Origin of the sequence: Prosthecomicrobium pneumaticum (assembly GCF_014199915.1) — a bacterium.
Taxonomy (GTDB): domain Bacteria; phylum Pseudomonadota; class Alphaproteobacteria; order Rhizobiales; family Kaistiaceae; genus Prosthecomicrobium; species Prosthecomicrobium pneumaticum.
The window spans coordinates 598,058-613,744 of the sequence record NZ_JACHOO010000001.1; the positions used below are offsets into that span (position 1 = coordinate 598,058).

Sequence of the window (15,687 nt, forward strand, 5' to 3'; positions counted from 1 at the left end):
GCAGCACGTCGCACCGGTGTTTCGAGGTGAAGTGGGGCTCGCCATGAACCCGATTTTGGCGGGATATCTGCGCCGTATCGTTCGACGCGGTGCATTGGAAGTGGTCGATCCGGCGGGGAAGGTCGCCGTGTTCGGCGACGGCAGCGGCCAGAAAGTCCGGGTCCGCATCAAGGATGCGGCGACCGAGCGCGCCCTGACGGCCAATCCCGAGATGAAGCTCGGAGAGGCCTTCATGGACGGCGGTTTCGTCGTCGAGGAGGGCACGATCTATACCTTCCTCGAGACGGTGCTGCAGAACACCGGCGGTGCGAACCGGTCCTGGTGGATGGGCGCCATTCTCGCCTATCGCAACCTGACGCGAGTGTTCCGGCAGTGGAACAACCGCGCGGCGGCCCGGCGCAACGTCGCGCATCATTATGATCTCGACGGGCGGCTCTATTCGCTCTTCCTCGACAATGACCGGCAATATTCCTGCGCCTTCTACGAGAGCTCCGAATCGACGCTCGATGACGCGCAGCTCGCCAAGAAGCGCCATCTCGCGGCGAAGCTCGCTCTGTCGCCGGGCCAGAAGCTGCTCGACATCGGCTCGGGCTGGGGCGGCCTCGGCCTCTATCTGGCGAGCCAGGCGGATGTCGACGTCACCGGCGTGACGCTGTCGGAGGAGCAGCACAAGGTCTCGAACGCCCGCGCCGCCGAAATGGAGATGGCCGCGCGCGCGCGTTTTCTCCTCACCGACTACCGGGCGTTGACGCAGCGATTCGACCGTATCGTTTCGGTCGGCATGTTCGAACATGTCGGCCGGTTCCATTACGCCGAGTTCTTCAACAAGGTGCGCAATCTGCTCACCGATAGCGGCGTCATGGTGCTGCATTCGATCGGCCGGTTCGACGGGCCGTCGGAGACCAATTCCTGGGTGCAGAAATACATCTTCCCCGGCGGCTACATTCCGGCCCTCTCGGAGGTTCTGCCGGAGATCGAGAAGGCCGGCCTCCTCGTCACCGACATCGAGATCCTGCGGCTGCATTACGCCGAGACGCTGCGGGCCTGGCGCGACCGGTTCATGGCGCGGCGGGCCGAGGCGGCTGCGCTCTATGACGAGCGTTTCTGCCGGATGTGGGAGTTCTATCTCGCCGCCTCGGAAACGGCCTTCCGTTACCAGGGCATGATGAACTTCCAGATCCAGATCACGCGCAACCAGCACGCTCTGCCGATGACGCGGGACTATATGTTCCGCGCCGAGGAAGCGCTGCGCGCCCGCGACAGCCGGGCGGGTCAGCGCCCTCCCCTGAAGATCGCCGGCGAATAACGCTCACGCGACGAGACCGTCGATCGGCCTGACGCCGATCGCATCGGGGAAGACCCGCGTCGCGAGCGTCCGCGCGTCGAGACCGAGATGGTCGCGCAACACGCCCATCAGCACGGCGCGCAGGTCAGTCGTCGGGGCGAGGTCGCGGCCCTGATAGAGCGCGGCCGTGGCGAGCCCCGGCCAGTCGGCGAGCACCCGCCCGCCGCGGACCGCGCCGCCGAAGAGCAGCGCCGTCGTCGCCGTGCCGTGGTCGGTGCCTTCCGTGCCGTTGATGCGGGCGGTGCGGCCGAACTCCGTCACCACGACGACGACCGTCTGCCGCCAGACGGGAGAGAGCCCGCCGGCGATGCCGTCGAGCGCCTGATCGAGCGCGCCGAGCAGCTTCGCCAGCCGCCCATCCTCGGCGCCTTCATTCGCATGGGTGTCCCAGCCGTCGAAGGAAAGCGCGGCGATGCGCGGCCCGCCATCCTCCGCGAGGAGGCGCGCCGCCCCCTCGGCGACGCGCCGGAAATTCGCCGCGAGGTCGGCGCCCCTCCCCTTCTCCATGCCGCCGGCGAGCGCGTCGACCTCCTGGCCTCGGGCGAAGGCGTCCGCGAGTTCGGGGTCGCTGTGGCGATAGAGGTCGAGAAGCCGCGCCGCGGTGTCGGCGCCGGCGGGCTTGTAGCCGGGCGGCGTCCAGGTCAGCACCGGCGCCGTGCCGCGCATGACGAGCGGCACGGTGGGCGACACGGCGAGGCCGCCCGGCGCCGCGCGCTCGGCGACCGGCAGCGCCGCGACCGCCCGGTTGAGCCAGCCGCTCGCCGAGAGCCGCGGTCCGCCCATTCCCGATTCGAGCACGTCCTGGCCGTCGAAATGGGAGCGGTCGCGATAGGCGGTCGCCGCGGCGTGGACGAAGAGCGCCTCGCCGGCGCTGTAGCGGGCGTGGAGGCGCGGCATCGCGCCGTTGAGCGCGAAGAAGCCGTCGAGCGGCAGCACCTCGTCGGCCCGCAGCGCCCCCGCGCCACGGAGCGCGCCATAGTCGGGATCGCCGATCGGCGGCACGGCGGCGAGCCCGTCGAGCGCGCCGCGCAGGATGACGAGCAGGAAGCGCGGATCGGCCGGCGTCGCGGCGCGGGCATGGCCGGGGATCTGCGCCCAGGCGGCGAGGCCGCCGAGCGAGGCGAGAACGAGCCGCCGGCTCGGGCGGAAGAGCGGCGGATGGGCGGTGCCGTCGGTCATCGTCAGCTCCTCTGGAATTCGGGGCTCATCAGCGCGAGCACGAAAGCCTGCCGCTCCGATTCGGCCCGCGCGATGGCGGTCGCGGTGTCGGCGGAGAGGGTCGCCCCGAAGATCGCCTGCGCCCAGTCGGCCGGCTCGTCGGCGATCGCCGCCCGGCCGGCGAGCCGCTCGGCGATCTCGAGCCGGGTGGTGATCGCGTCGGGCGCGAGCCAGGTCGCCCGGTCGTCGTGAAACCCCTCCGGCGATGGCGGGTCCCAGAGCGGCTGGCCGAGCGCCTGCAGCGCCCCGATCACCATTTGCGGCTCGACCTCCGCATCGAGCGCGCGGAGCGCCGACCAGATGAAGAGCTGCGGCGTCTTGAACTTGTCGCGGCCGGTCCAGGCCTCTTCGTCCTCGACGAGCGCCCGGGCGAGGGAAGCGAGATCGCCTCCGGTGTCGGTGAACCGGCCGGCGAGCCGCTCGACCAGCCCGGCCGGCGGATCGTCGGCGACGAAGGCGCGCGCGAATTTCAGCGCGATATGGCGCGCCGTCTCCGGCCGGCCCGCGAGATCGCGCAGCACCGCTTCGCCCTGGTCGCGTCCCTCCTGCGCATAGCGCCGGCCGAGCACGGTCTGAGTCCCCGGCTCGTGCGCCCGCGCCTCGAATACGAAGCGCCCGGCATCCTCGGCCTCGACGTCGCGCACGAAGGACCAGCCGGTGAGGATCTTCGCGAGCGCGACGACGTCGTCCTGCGTGTAGCCGCCGTCGCCCCCCACCGTGTGCAGTTCGAGCAGCTCGCGGGCGTGGTTCTCGTTGAGCCCCCTGTCGCGCCGCCGGCCGGCCGGCGAAGCGGGACCGACGGAGAGCACGTTGTCGAGCGAGACGAGCATCGCCGGATGGGTGGTGGCGGCGAGCAGCATGTCGCTGAAGCGGCCGAGCACATGTGGCCGGATCGCCTCCCGCTCGAACGCGCCGGCGAGCCCGCGGACGAGCTCGCCCTTGCTCGCCTGAACGGCGAAATGATTGGCCCAGAACATGACGAGCCGGTCGACGAAGCCGATCTGCGCCCGCCCCACGCGGTCGAGCCGGGCGGCGAGTTCGGCGCGATAGAGCCGGTGCGCCGCCGAGGGCCCGTTCTTCATCGCCATGCCGGCGGCCCCCTCGGCCATCGCCGGCGCAGCTTCGGCGCGGCGCTCGGCGCGCGCCATCTGGTCGTCGCGCAGCGTGCCATAGGCGGCGCGCGAATCCGGCAGATCGCCGGCGAGCCGCAGCGCGGCGGGCGCGAGCTCGGCGACGAGCGCGGCGCGCATGTCGGCGGGGGCTCGCTCCATATCGTCGGGGCGCGGGCCGAGCCCGAAGCGGTGATAGGCGACGAAGGCGGCGTCTGCCGTCATGAGCAACTCCCATGTCGCGCGCCCCGCCACGCCGCGATGCGAGAGGAACGCGGCAGGGGCCGCCATCCGTCGCGGCGATCCATGTCGATTCCCTGCGGCACGGCGTCGTAAGATCGTCACAGGCAAGCCGGAAGCCGCGGTGAGTCTCCGCCTGTTGATTGCGGGATCGACGGGTGAAAAGCGCGGGCGGACCGGGCCGGCACGGGCTATGAAGGGTCCGGACGAGGACGAGACCATGAACTTTCCGGCACGGGCGGTCGCCCCCGTCGACAGCTATCGACAGGTCCCCCACAACATCGAGGCGGAGCAGGCCCTGCTCGGCGCCATCCTCGTCAACAACGAGGCGTTCTATCGGGTCACCGATTTTCTCGAGCCCGATCATTTCTATGAGCCGATCCACCGCCGCATCTACGAAGTGACGGCGCAGATCATCCGCTCGAACAAGATCGCCAATCCGGTCACGCTGAAGACGTTCCTGCCGGCCGATTTCGCGATCGGCGACCTCAACCTGCCGCAATATCTCGCCCGGCTGGCGGCCGAGGCGACGACGATCATCAATGCCGAGGACTACGGCCGCACGGTCCACGATCTCGCGCTCCGCCGCTCGCTGATCGGCATCGGCGAGGACGTCGTCAACATCGCCTATGACGCGCCGGTCGACATGCCGCCGCGCGCCCAGATCGAGGACGCCGAGCGGCGGCTCTTCGCGCTCGCCGAGACCGGGCGCTACGATGGCGGCTTCCACTCCTTCGAGGAGGCGCTGAAGAACGCCATCGACATGGCCTCCGCCGCCTATCAGCGCGACGGCCATCTGTCGGGCATCGCCACCGGCCTCGACGATCTCGACCGCCAGATGGGCGGCCTGCAGCCCTCCGACCTGATCGTCCTCGCCGGCCGTCCGGCGATGGGCAAGACCTCGCTCGTCACCAACATCGCCTTCAACATCGCCAAGGCCTATCGCGGCGAGGTTCAGCCGGACGGCTCGATGAAGACGGTGAATGGCGGCATCGTCGGCTTCTTCAGCCTCGAAATGTCGGCCGAACAGCTCGCCACCCGCATCATCGCCGAACAGTCGGGCGTCTCCTCCTCGCATATCCGGCGCGGCTCGATCGACGAGCGGCAATTCGCGCAGGTGGTGACGGCGAGCCGCGAGATGGCCCGCATCCCGCTCTATATCGACCAGACCGGCGGCCTCTCGATCGCCCAGCTCGCCGCGCGCGCCCGCCGGCTGAAGCGCCAGCGCGGCCTCGACGTGCTGATCATCGACTACCTCCAGCTCCTCCAGGGCTCGGGCAAGCGCTCGTCCGACAGCCGCGTGCAGGAGATCACCGAGATCACCACCGGTCTGAAGGCGCTTGCGAAAGAGCTCGCCGTGCCGGTCATCGCCCTCTCCCAGCTCTCCCGCCAGGTCGAATCGCGCGACGACAAGCGGCCGCAGCTCTCCGATCTTCGCGAATCGGGTTCGATCGAACAGGACGCCGACGTCGTCATGTTCGTCTATCGCGAGGAATACTATCTGAAGGGCAAGATGCCGAAGGAGGGCTCGGAGGAGTTCTTCAAGTGGCAGGCCGAGATGGAGCGCGTCGCCGGCGTCGCCGAGGTGATCATCGGCAAGCAGCGCCACGGCCCGACCGGCACGGTGCCGCTGCAGTTCGAGGCCGAGATCACGCGCTTCTCGAACCTCGCCCGCACCGACTACGTGCCGCCGAGCTACGAGTAAGGCTCCGGTCCGTCCTCCGCCGTCCGCGCCGCCGCGTAGCGCGCCCGCGTCTCGGCATCGGGCGGATAGAGGCCGGGCAGCGGCACGCCGCGCTCGACCTCGGCGAGGATCCAGGCCTCGAGCCGCTCCTGCTCGACCGCGAGCATCGTCACCTCGTCGACCATCGCCTGCGGGATCACCACCGCGCCGTCGCCGTCCGCGACGATGATGTCGCCCGGCATCACCGCGACGCCGCCGCAGCCGATCGGCTCCTGCCAGCCGGCAAAGGTGAGCCCCGCCACCGAGGGTGGCGCCGCCGCGCCGCGGCAGAACACCGGCAGACCGGTCGCCCGCACGCCCGCCGCATCGCGCAGCACCCCGTCCGTCACCAGCCCGGCGACGCCGCGCTTGACCATCCGGGCGCACAGGATGTCGCCGAAGATACCGGCATCGGTGATCCCCATCGCGTCGGCGACGGCGACGGCCCCTTCCGGCATCGCCTCGATCGCGCCGCGGGTCGAATGCGGCGACGACCAGGATTCGGGCGTCGCGAGATCCTCGCGCGCCGGCACGAAGCGCAGCGTGAAGGCCGGCCCGACGATCCGCCCGCCCCCTCCCCCATCGAGCGGCATGGCGCCGCGAATCCAGACGTTCCGCAGCCCCTTCTTGAGCAGCACGGTTGTGAGCGTCGCCGTGGTGATCCGGCGCAGGATATCGAGGTTCATGGCGCCTTCCCGGCCCGTTCGCGTGACGCCTTTTGTCGCCGCAGCGCCGCCCGCGCACAAGAGCGAGGGCGCGCTTTCTTCATCGGCCAAGTGAAGGCCCTCACCCTGCCCTCTCCCGCTCGCGGGAGAGGGTGGCCCGGCCGGCGCTCTCATCCGTTTCCGCCCGCCGATCCGGTCGCGTCGTCCGGCAGCCACGCGACGGCCGGCGCCCCCTCTCCCGCTTGCGGGAGAGGGCTTCCGGCCTTGGCGTCGCAGGGAGCGCAAGCGACCGAGACGGTTAGGCCGGAAGGGTGAGGGTGGGTTCTTGCCTTCGCCGATCCGAAAGAAGGCCCTCACCCAACCTCTCCCGCGCCGCGGGAGAGGGGCTCGTCGCGCTTGCGGGAGAGGTGATCTGAGCTGCCGGTCGGGATTTCCTCTCCCGCCCGGCGGGAGAGGGCTTCCGGCCTTGGCGTCGCAGGACGCCGCAGGCGACCGAGACGGTTAGGCCGGAAGGGTGAGGGTGGGTTCCTGCCTTCGCCGATCCGAGAGAAGGCCCTCACCCAACCTCTCCCGCGCGGCGGGAGAGGGGCTCGTCGCGCTTGCGGGAGAGGTGATCCGAGCTGCCGGTCGGGATTCCCTCTCCCGCCCCGCGGGAGAGGGCTTCCGGCCTTGGCGTCGCAGGGAGCGCGAGCGGCCGAGACGGTCAGGCCGGAAGGGTGAGGGTGCGCCTTTCTTCATCGGCCAAGTGAAGGCCCTCACCTGCCCTCTCCCGGCGCGGGAGAGGGAGGCGCAAGCGTGGAGCTCGTCTTTTCGACGCGTCCCGGTCTCAGGTCCGCGCAGCCGGCGCCGCGCCCTCTGCCGAAGCGGGAGATCCCCGCCGCTGCGCCCTTCCGGCCGGGCCGCCCTCCGCCGAGCAACGTTTTTCGCCTTGGCCGCCCTCGCCATTTCTTTCGTTCTCAGCAACGCCCAATCAACGCGACACCATTGTCGATGACATAATTATTACATAACGATTATACCTGCGCTTTAAAGGAATTATGACGTTGCCGATCCGCAACGGACTCCGGCAATGAACTTGATCGAAGAGTAAAACCATCGAAGTGACGTTGAGTTCGCGGTTCGACTCGGTAATTTGGCGATGTGCCGACGGGGGTCGTCCGGCATGTCGCATCCGGCACCAAGAGGGGGCGGGGGCGCGGCGAACGAATGGGGCGGACGAGACGGTCCCGCGCACCGGCAAGGGCGCGGCGGACCGGACGGTTGCCCAAACCATTTTGGAGAATACGATGAGCCTCAAGTCTCTGCTTCTGGGCTCCGCGGCCGTGATGATGGTCGCCGGTGCGGCTCAGGCGGCGGACCTGACGGTCGCCGAGCCGGTCGACTACGTCAAGGTTTGCGACGCTTTCGGCAAGGGCTACTGGTATGCGCCCGGCACCGACACCTGCATCAAGATCGGCGGCTGGGTTCGCGCCCAGGTCGGCTTCGAGAAGAACCTCGACAAGCTGGTCGACAACACCTCGCCGGCTGAAGACGAGTTCAACGACTACCAGTTCCGCACCCGCACCTCGCTGACGGTCACCGCCTCGTCGATGACCGAATACGGCCCGCTGACCTCGTTCATCGACTACCGCATGGAGTCGTATGGCAGCCAGGACGGCGTTTCGAAGCTCGACAGCGCCTGGCTGCAGCTCGGCCCGGTCCAGGCCGGCAAGTACACCTCGTCCTTCGACTTCGGCGGCGGCTACACCGACGACGGCGGCTATCGCTCGGACGAGACCACCGACCACATCGCCTTCACCTATGCGCTGAACGGCTTCGGCATCGTGCTGTCGGTCGAAGACCCGCAGGACCGCACCGAAGAGTTCGGCACCGGCGGCTCGCTGTCCGGTGACGAAGAAGAGTTCCCGGATCTGGTCGCGGCGCTCACCTATTCGGCGGGCATCGTCAGCGCCAAGCTCTCGGGCGCCTATGTCGACGCTTCCAACTCGAACGACGACTCTTGGGCGGTCCAGGGCGGCGTCGAGCTCGCGCTCGACAGCTTCTCGAAGGGCGACAAGTTCAAGCTCCTCGCCGGCTACGCCCAGAACGCTCCGTCCTTCGTCGGCGCCACCAACATCAGCGGCACCACCGCGACCGGCGCGAACTCCAAGGTCGGCGGCAACGAAGACGGCGAAGCGTGGAACATCCTGGCGTCCTACAAGCACGTCTGGAACGGCCAGTGGAACTCCTCGATCACCGGTTCCTACGTCTCGTTCAACGGTGACACCACCGCCGACATCGACGCCTGGAAGGTCGCCTTCGATACCGCCTTCACGCCGGTCGCCAACTTCACCATCCTCGGCGAAGTCGGCTACTACGAGAACGACGGTCGCGGCGATGTCGACTCCTTCTTCGGCTTCGCCCGCCTGCAGCGCAGCTTCCCGTAAGCTTCGCCTCTCCTGAATTGAAAGAGCCCGGCGGATCGCTCCGCCGGGCTTTTTTGTTGACCAGACTTCAGCCGTCGCCGGTCGAGAAGGAGCGGACCGCGTCCGCCCCCTCCCCGTCCGTCCTTACGGCTGGGTATAGGCCGTCTTCACCGTGGTGAAGAACTCCGCCGCATAGCGTCCCTGCTCGCGCGGGCCGTAGGACGAGCCCTTCCGGCCGCCGAACGGCACGTGATAGTCGACGCCGGCGGTCGGCAGATTGACCATCACCATGCCGGCCTGCGAATTGCGCCGGAAGTGCGAGGCATATTTCAGGCTCGTCGTGACGATGCCGGCGGACAGGCCGAACGGCGTGTCGTTGGCGATCTCGAGCGCCTCCTCATAGTTCTTCGCGCGGATGACCGAGGCGACCGGGCCGAAGACCTCTTCCTTGTTGATCGTCATGTCGCGCGTCGTCTCGGTGAAGAGCGCCGGCTGCAGATAGAAGCCGGGATTCTCCCGGTTGAGCCGCTCGCCGCCGAAGGCGAGCTTGCCGCCTTCTTCCCGGGCGATCTTGATGTAGCGCTCGTCCTGATCGAGCTGGCTCTGGTCGACCACCGGGCCGATATGGGTGCCCGCCTTCACGGCATCGTCGACGACCAGCTCCTTGATCCGGGCGGTCAGCGCCTCGACAAACCTGTCGTGGATGCCCTCGGTGACGATCAGCCGCGACGAGGCGGTGCAGCGCTGGCCGGTCGAGAAGAAGGCGCTGTTGGCCGTCGATTCGACCGCCACCTTGAGGTCGGCATCGTCGAGCACGACGGTCGGGTTCTTGCCGCCCATCTCGAGCTGGAACTTCCGCATCACCGCGATCGAAGCCTCGGCGACCTTCTTGCCGGTGCCGACCGAGCCGGTGAAGGAGAGCGCGTTCACCTTCGGCGATTCGAGGATCGCCTGGCCGACGACCGAGCCCTTGCCCATCACGAGGTTGATGACGCCCGCCGGCAGGCCGTTCCTCACCAGGATGTCGACGATCGTCCAGGTGCAGGCGGGCACGAGGTCGGCCGGCTTGATCACCACCGTGTTGCCGTAGCAGATCGCGGGCGCGATCTTCCAGGCCGGGATGGCGATCGGGAAGTTCCACGGCGTGATCAGCCCGACGACGCCGACCGGCTCGCGGGTGATCTGCACGTCGATGCCCGGGCGCACGCTCGGCACCACCTCGCCCGACAGGCGCAGCGCCTCGCCGGCGAAGAACAGGAAGATCTGTGCCGCGCGGACCGTCTCGCCGATGCCCTCGGCGAGCGTCTTGCCCTCCTCGCGGGAGAGCAGCCGGCCGATCTCCTCCTTGCGGCGCAGGATCTCGTCGCCGGTCCCCTTCAGGATGTCGTGGCGCTGCTGGATGCCGGAATGCTGCCAGCTCTTGAACGCCTCGGCGGCGGCGTCGATCGCCCGGATCGCGTCGTCCCGAGTCGCGCGGGCGAACTCGCCGATGACCTCGTTGGTGTTCGACGGGTTGATGTTGGGAACGGCTTCGCCGCCGACCCATTCGCCGCCGATATAGTTCTTGTGCAGCTCGGTCATGGGACCTCCTCGGATGCGTTCGTTGGGATTGGGCTGAGGGGCGGCCGCACGCCCTTCGCGGTGAAGGCGGCCGGTTGAGGCCGGCGGTGCGGCCGGCATGCGATTGTGTCGACGACCTCTTAGCCCCGTTGCCGGCCGAGGCCAACCGTTTCGACGCGAGGACCGCTCATCCGGGACGCGCCTCCTCGGGCTCGGCCTCGGCGCCGATCCGGCTCTGCCAGAGCGCGTCGAAGACGTCGCCCTTGGCGTTGCGCAGCAACCGCCGCATCATCAGATAGGCTTCCTCGCTGTTGCGGTCGCGGATCGCCTCGTAGACGGCGCGGTGCTGCAGGATCGAGCCGTCGTCCATCGCCACCCGCCAGCCGATCGAGAAGCTGAACAGGAGCGCCGATTCGATCATCGCGCCGACCGAGCGCAGCATCGGATTGTGCGACGCTTCCAGAATCGTCATGTGAAATTCGAGATCGGCCTTGATCTGTTCGGCGCTCGCCCGCGGCCGGCGCGTGATGTCGTCGACCGCCGCGGTCAGCCGCTCGAGCTCTTCCTCGGTGCGCCGTTCGGCCGCCCGCGCCGCCGCCGCCGGCTCGATGATCTCGCGCATCTCGAACAGCGCATAGATGAACTCGTCGCTCGGCTTCTGGTCGATCTGCCACTTCAGCACGTCCGGATCGAGCATGTTCCATTCGCTGCGCGGCCGCACCCGCGTGCCGATCTTCGGCCGCGAAACCGTCAGGCCCTTGGCCGAAAGGAGCCGGATCGCCTCGCGCACCGCGGTGCGCGAAACGCCGAACTCCTCCTGCACGCGGGGCTCGGTTGGCAGCGTCTCGCCGGGCGGATAGAGACCGGAGACGATCCGCCGGCCGATCTCCGCCGCGACCCGGTCGGAGAGGCTCCCCTGGCGGTCCGCGATGCGTGGGCTCCGGTTCATCACGTCCACCTGCGCGCTCGTTGCGGGCGCTTCGGACCCCGCCTCGGCCGGACGATCTGCGCCTCCCACTTTCATATTATGTTTGCGGTGACATTGTTTCAACCCGCCGTCCGATCGCCGCTTTGCTGCGCCGCAAAACGAGGGGTGGAACGATCTGGCGGTGCAGCAGAGAATGCGACGCTTCGGCCCTCTTCAACCGATTGAAATCATCGTATGTTTGCCATATCGATGAGGGCGACCTCACCTCGGAGAAGATCATGTCGTCCGATAAGCCCGCCCGTCGGCTCCGTTCGCAGGAATGGTTCGACAATCCCCACAATCCGGGCATGACCGCGCTCTATCTCGAGCGCTACCTGAATTTCGGCCTGACGCGCGCCGAGCTTCAGTCGGGCAAGCCGATCATCGGCATCGCGCAGACGGGCTCCGATCTCTCCCCTTGCAACCGCCACCACCTCGATCTCGCCAAGCGCGTCCGTGAGGGCATCGCGGCGGCCGGCGGCATCCCCTTCGAGTTCCCGGTCCATCCGATCCAGGAGACCGGCAAGCGGCCGACCGCCGCGCTCGACCGCAACCTCGCCTATCTCGGCCTCGTCGAGACGCTCTACGGCTATCCGCTCGACGGCGTGGTGCTGACGACCGGCTGCGACAAGACCACGCCCGCCTGCATCATGGCGGCGGCGACCGTCAACATCCCCGCCATCGTGCTGTCGGGCGGCCCGATGCTGAACGGCTGGTGGAAGGGCGAGCGGACCGGCTCCGGCACCGTCGTCTGGAAGAGCCGCGAGCAGCTCGCCGCCGGCGAGATCGGCTATGACGAGTTCATGGACATCGTCGCCTCCTCGGCGCCCTCGGTCGGCCATTGCAACACCATGGGCACGGCCTCGACGATGAACGCGCTCGCCGAGGCGCTCGGCATGAGCCTGCCCGGCTGCGCCGCCATTCCGGCGCCCTATCGCGAGCGCGGCCAGATCTCCTACGAGACCGGCAAGCGCATCGTCGACATGGTGTGGGAGGACCTGAAGCCGTCCGACATTCTCACCCGCGAGGCGATCGAGAACGCCATCATCGTCAATTCGGCGATCGGCGGTTCGACCAACGCGCAGATCCACATCCAGGCGATCGCCCGCCACGCCGGCGTGCCGCTCGAGGTCGAGGCCTGGCAGGAGATCGGCCACAAGATCCCGCTGCTCGTCAACATGCAGCCGGCCGGCAAATATCTCGGCGAGGAGTTCCATCGCGCCGGCGGCGTCCCCGCCGTCGTCTGGGAACTCGTCAAGGCCGGCAAGATCCGCAAGGCCCTCACCGTCAACGGCAGGACGCTCGCCGAGAACGCCGAGGGCCGCGAGAGCATCGACCGTGACGTGATCTTCCCCTATGAGGCTCCGCTCGTCGCCGATGCCGGCTTCATCGTGCTGAAGGGCAATCTGTTCGACTCGGCGATCATGAAGACGAGCGTGATCTCGGACGAGTTCCGCAACCGCTATCTGTCGAACCCGAACGATCCGGAAGCCTTCGAGGGCAAGGCCGTGGTGTTCGACGGTCCGGAGGACTACCACCACCGGATCGACGATCCCGCGCTCGCGATCGACGAGCACACCCTGCTCTTCATGCGCGGCACCGGTCCGGTCGGCTATCCCGGCGGCGCCGAGGTGGTGAACATGCAGCCGCCGGCCGCCCTCATCAAGCGCGGCATCCACTCCCTGCCCTGCATCGGCGACGGCCGCCAGTCCGGCACGTCGGGCAGCCCGTCCATCCTCAACGCCTCGCCCGAGGCGGCGGTGGGCGGCGGTCTCGCGCTTCTGCGCACCGGCGACCGGGTCCGCATCGACCTGAAGAAGGGCACCGCGGACATCCTCATCTCCGACGAGGAGCTCACGGCCCGCAAGGCGGCGCTCGCGAAGGACGGCGGCTATCACTTCCCGGGCAACCAGACGCCCTGGCAGGAGATCCAGCGCATGCTCGTCGACCAGTTCGACGAGGGCATGGTGCTGAAGCCCGCCGTCAAGTATCAGCAGGTCGCGCAGACCAAGGGCATTCCGCGCGACAATCACTGATCCCCGACGAGGAGACCGGCCTTGCCGCATCTGCGCATCGCGCCCGAAGGGCTCGGCCGGCATCTCTTCATCGTCCCGGAGAGCGGCGCACCGCGCGCCGTCGATCTCGACGACCTGCCGATCGGCGAAGATCTCGCCGATCGGCTCGAAGCCTGGGGCGACGCCTTCGACGCGACGCTCGACAGCGACGACACCGCCGATCCTCTGTGGCCTTCGGCCGAGGCCGAGGCCTACTGGCGGGCCGAGGGCGCGCTGCTCGCCGCGGCGCTCAAGGTCGCGCTCGGTGCGGAATGGACGGTCGAATCCCGCTTCTGACGCCCGTCGGCCGCGTCAGGCCGTGAGGGCCGGATCGTAGCCGAAACGCTCGAAGTCGGCGCGATAGAGCGACGCGACGAGTTCGATCGCGCGGGGTGTGATCGTGACCTCGGCCCCAGCCGGCACGCCGCGGGCTTCGATGCGTGCCTCGTAGCTGTTCGTCGAGCCGATCTCCCGCCCGCCCCGCTCCGCGCCCTCGAGCGCGTCGAGCCAGGCGATCAGCGGCGCGAAGCCGTCTTCCAGACGAAACACCGTCGCCCCCTCCGGCACCAGTTCGGTGGCGGGGTGCGCATGGTTGTCGAGATAGTGCCGCTCCCGGCTCCGGGCCTCGGGCAGTGCGGCGAGCCAGTCCTCGAAGCCGACGGCCGGGTCGATCCCGCGCGCGACATCGCGGTTGAAGCGGTAGACGCTGATCGCCCGCCGCATCGGATGGCGGACCACGGTGAAACTCGCCGCGAAGAAGCCCGGCGGGAACAGCCGCACCAGGGACACCACCCTGATGTGCTGGGGCGAGGAATGGCACCACAATGAATCGTGCCCCGTGCCATGGCTTCGATCGAGCATGGCGAGCGGCCCGAACCGTGCGGCGAGGTAATCCTCGACCGACGATCCGCCGCAACGCGGCACGTGCGCGAAAAAGACCGGCCGGCCGGCCAGAATGAAGAAGGGCATCCGATCTTGTGCCGAGCTCGAAGGTGGCAGATGGGCAGATACTAGGCGGGAGACGGCACGTAGCGCCAGCGCCCGGAAGCCGGACCAAGCCGAAATCGCTGGAAAAGAGGTCCGCCGGCCGCGCCGGCGGACCCTCCTGCCCGCATGCCTCAGGGCGTGATCGCCACCTTGAGCACGCCGTCGCGCTGGTGCGAGAACAGGTCGTAGGCCTCCTCGATCTGGTCGAGCTTGAAGCGGTGGGTGACGAGCGGCCGCGTGTCGAGCCGGTGCGACGCGATCACCTCCATCAGGCGGCGCATCCGCTCCTTGCCGCCCGGGCAGAGCGTCGTGACGATCGTCTGGTCGGCGAGGCCCGCGCCGAAGGCGTCGAGCGGGATGCGCAGATCCGTCGAATAGACGCCGAGCGATGACAGCGTGCCGCCCGGCCGGATCACCCTGAGCGCCGCCTCGAAGGTCTGCTGCCGGCCGAGCGCCTCGATCGCCACGTCGACGCCGCGACCGTCGGTCAGTTCGAGGATCGCCTCGACCGGATCGACTTTCGAGAAATCGACGACATGATCGGCGCCCATCTTGCGGGCGATCTCCATGCGGGCGGGCACCGATTCGACCGCGATGATCGTCGTCGCGCCCATCAGCCGGGCGCCGGCGGTGGCGCAGAGCCCGATCGGCCCCTGCGCGAACACCGCGACCGTGTCGCCGATCCGCACCTTGCCGCTCTCGGCGCCCGAAAAGCCCGTCGACATGATGTCGGGGCACATCAGCACCTGCTCGTCGGCGAGCCCGTCCGGGATCGGTGACAGATTGGTCATCGCATCGGGCACGAGCAGATATTCCGCCTGCGCCCCGTCGATCGTGTTGCCGAAACGCCAGCCGCCGAGCGGCTTGAAGCCGTGTTTCGTGCCGGCGCCGTCCTGGGAATGGCAGCCGCAGAGGCAGGCCGCACTGTGGCCGCTCGGCGTGATCGCGCCGGCGATCACCCGCTGCCCCTCCTGATAGCCCTGGACCGCCGAGCCGAGCTTCTCGATCACGCCGACCGGCTCATGGCCGATGGTCAGCCCGCGGGCCACCGGATACTCGCCCTTCAGGATGTGGACATCGGTGCCGCAGATCGTCGTCGTCGTGATGCGGATCAGCGCATCGAGCGGCCCGACATCGGGGATCGGCTTCTCATCGAGCACGATCCGGTTCGGTTCGACGAAGATCGCCGCCTTCATCTTCTGTGCCATGTCGCTCTCCTCTCGGAGCGGGTCCCCGCGGCCCGCTTCCTCTCCGCCGCCAGTGTCGCCATCCCGCCGCCGGCGGCCTTGATGCGGGTCAATTGCCGTTCAGTCGCGGGAACGGCCCCCGCGCGTGAGCCAGATCAACACCCCGCGCGCCGCCCGATCGCATAAGGTGAGGCGCCGGTCGGAGCGTTCTCGAAGAGCCGGTCCAC

General features: G+C 68.7%; 12 protein-coding genes. 5 read left to right on the plus strand and 7 right to left on the minus strand.

The annotated features are described in order from the left end of the window. Nucleotides 1-43 precede the first annotated feature (43 nt). The gene (locus GGQ63_RS02745; RefSeq protein ID WP_183852227.1) at nucleotides 44-1,306 is read left to right on the plus strand and encodes a cyclopropane fatty acid synthase; all 1,263 of its coding nucleotides are present in this window, start codon (nucleotides 44-46) and stop codon (nucleotides 1,304-1,306) included. Between the two features lie 3 nt (nucleotides 1,307-1,309). Here GGQ63_RS02745 and GGQ63_RS02750 read toward each other — a convergent pair whose 3' ends face one another. Both GGQ63_RS02750 and GGQ63_RS02755 read right to left on the minus strand, forming a co-directional pair. Next, the gene (locus GGQ63_RS02750; RefSeq protein WP_183852229.1) at nucleotides 1,310-2,524 is read right to left on the minus strand and encodes a DUF1501 domain-containing protein; all 1,215 of its coding nucleotides are present in this window, start codon (nucleotides 2,522-2,524) and stop codon (nucleotides 1,310-1,312) included. A 2-nt stretch (nucleotides 2,525-2,526) separates the two neighbouring features. Continuing rightward, nucleotides 2,527-3,897 carry a DUF1800 domain-containing protein gene (locus tag GGQ63_RS02755; RefSeq protein WP_183852231.1) on the minus strand — a complete coding sequence of 457 codons (1,371 nt, stop codon included), beginning with the start codon at nucleotides 3,895-3,897 and terminating at the stop codon, nucleotides 2,527-2,529. A gap of 235 nt (nucleotides 3,898-4,132) precedes the next feature. Between GGQ63_RS02755 and GGQ63_RS02760 the strand changes: the two genes are divergently transcribed. After that, entirely contained in the window at nucleotides 4,133-5,617 is a 1,485-nt protein-coding gene (locus GGQ63_RS02760; RefSeq protein ID WP_183852633.1) for a replicative DNA helicase, read from the plus strand. Here the strand turns inward: GGQ63_RS02760 and GGQ63_RS02765 are convergent. Then, nucleotides 5,608-6,321: a ribonuclease activity regulator RraA gene (locus tag GGQ63_RS02765; RefSeq protein WP_183852233.1), complete on the minus strand. Its 714-nt coding sequence runs from the start codon at nucleotides 6,319-6,321 to the stop codon at nucleotides 5,608-5,610. The genes GGQ63_RS02760 and GGQ63_RS02765 overlap by 10 nt on opposite strands. 1,265 nt (nucleotides 6,322-7,586) lie before the next feature. Here GGQ63_RS02765 and GGQ63_RS02770 point away from each other — a divergent pair. Next, the gene (locus GGQ63_RS02770) at nucleotides 7,587-8,726 is read left to right on the plus strand and encodes a porin (protein ID WP_183852235.1); all 1,140 of its coding nucleotides are present in this window, start codon (nucleotides 7,587-7,589) and stop codon (nucleotides 8,724-8,726) included. Between the two features lie 123 nt (nucleotides 8,727-8,849). On the opposite strand, the gene GGQ63_RS02775 is transcribed toward GGQ63_RS02770, so the two are convergent. Both GGQ63_RS02775 and GGQ63_RS02780 read right to left on the minus strand, forming a co-directional pair. Further along, nucleotides 8,850-10,286, minus strand: a complete 1,437-nt coding sequence (locus GGQ63_RS02775; protein ID WP_183852237.1) for an aldehyde dehydrogenase family protein — start codon at nucleotides 10,284-10,286, stop codon at nucleotides 8,850-8,852. 166 nt (nucleotides 10,287-10,452) lie between these two features. Next, nucleotides 10,453-11,214, minus strand: coding sequence for a FadR/GntR family transcriptional regulator (locus GGQ63_RS02780; RefSeq protein ID WP_183852239.1), 762 nt, complete (start codon nucleotides 11,212-11,214; stop codon nucleotides 10,453-10,455). Between the two features lie 257 nt (nucleotides 11,215-11,471). Here GGQ63_RS02780 and GGQ63_RS02785 point away from each other — a divergent pair, with 257 nt between their 5' ends. Further along, the gene (locus GGQ63_RS02785; protein ID WP_183852241.1) at nucleotides 11,472-13,268 is read left to right on the plus strand and encodes an IlvD/Edd family dehydratase; all 1,797 of its coding nucleotides are present in this window, start codon (nucleotides 11,472-11,474) and stop codon (nucleotides 13,266-13,268) included. Between the two features lie 21 nt (nucleotides 13,269-13,289). Then, nucleotides 13,290-13,583: a hypothetical protein gene (locus tag GGQ63_RS02790; RefSeq protein WP_183852243.1), complete on the plus strand. Its 294-nt coding sequence runs from the start codon at nucleotides 13,290-13,292 to the stop codon at nucleotides 13,581-13,583. Between the two features lie 15 nt (nucleotides 13,584-13,598). Here the strand turns inward: GGQ63_RS02790 and GGQ63_RS02795 are convergent, their stop codons facing one another. Continuing rightward, entirely contained in the window at nucleotides 13,599-14,255 is a 657-nt protein-coding gene (locus tag GGQ63_RS02795; protein WP_183852244.1) for a sulfotransferase family 2 domain-containing protein, read from the minus strand. 149 nt (nucleotides 14,256-14,404) lie between these two features. After that, nucleotides 14,405-15,481: an NAD(P)-dependent alcohol dehydrogenase gene (locus GGQ63_RS02800; protein WP_183852246.1), complete on the minus strand. Its 1,077-nt coding sequence runs from the start codon at nucleotides 15,479-15,481 to the stop codon at nucleotides 14,405-14,407. Nucleotides 15,482-15,687: the final 206 nt, after the last annotated feature.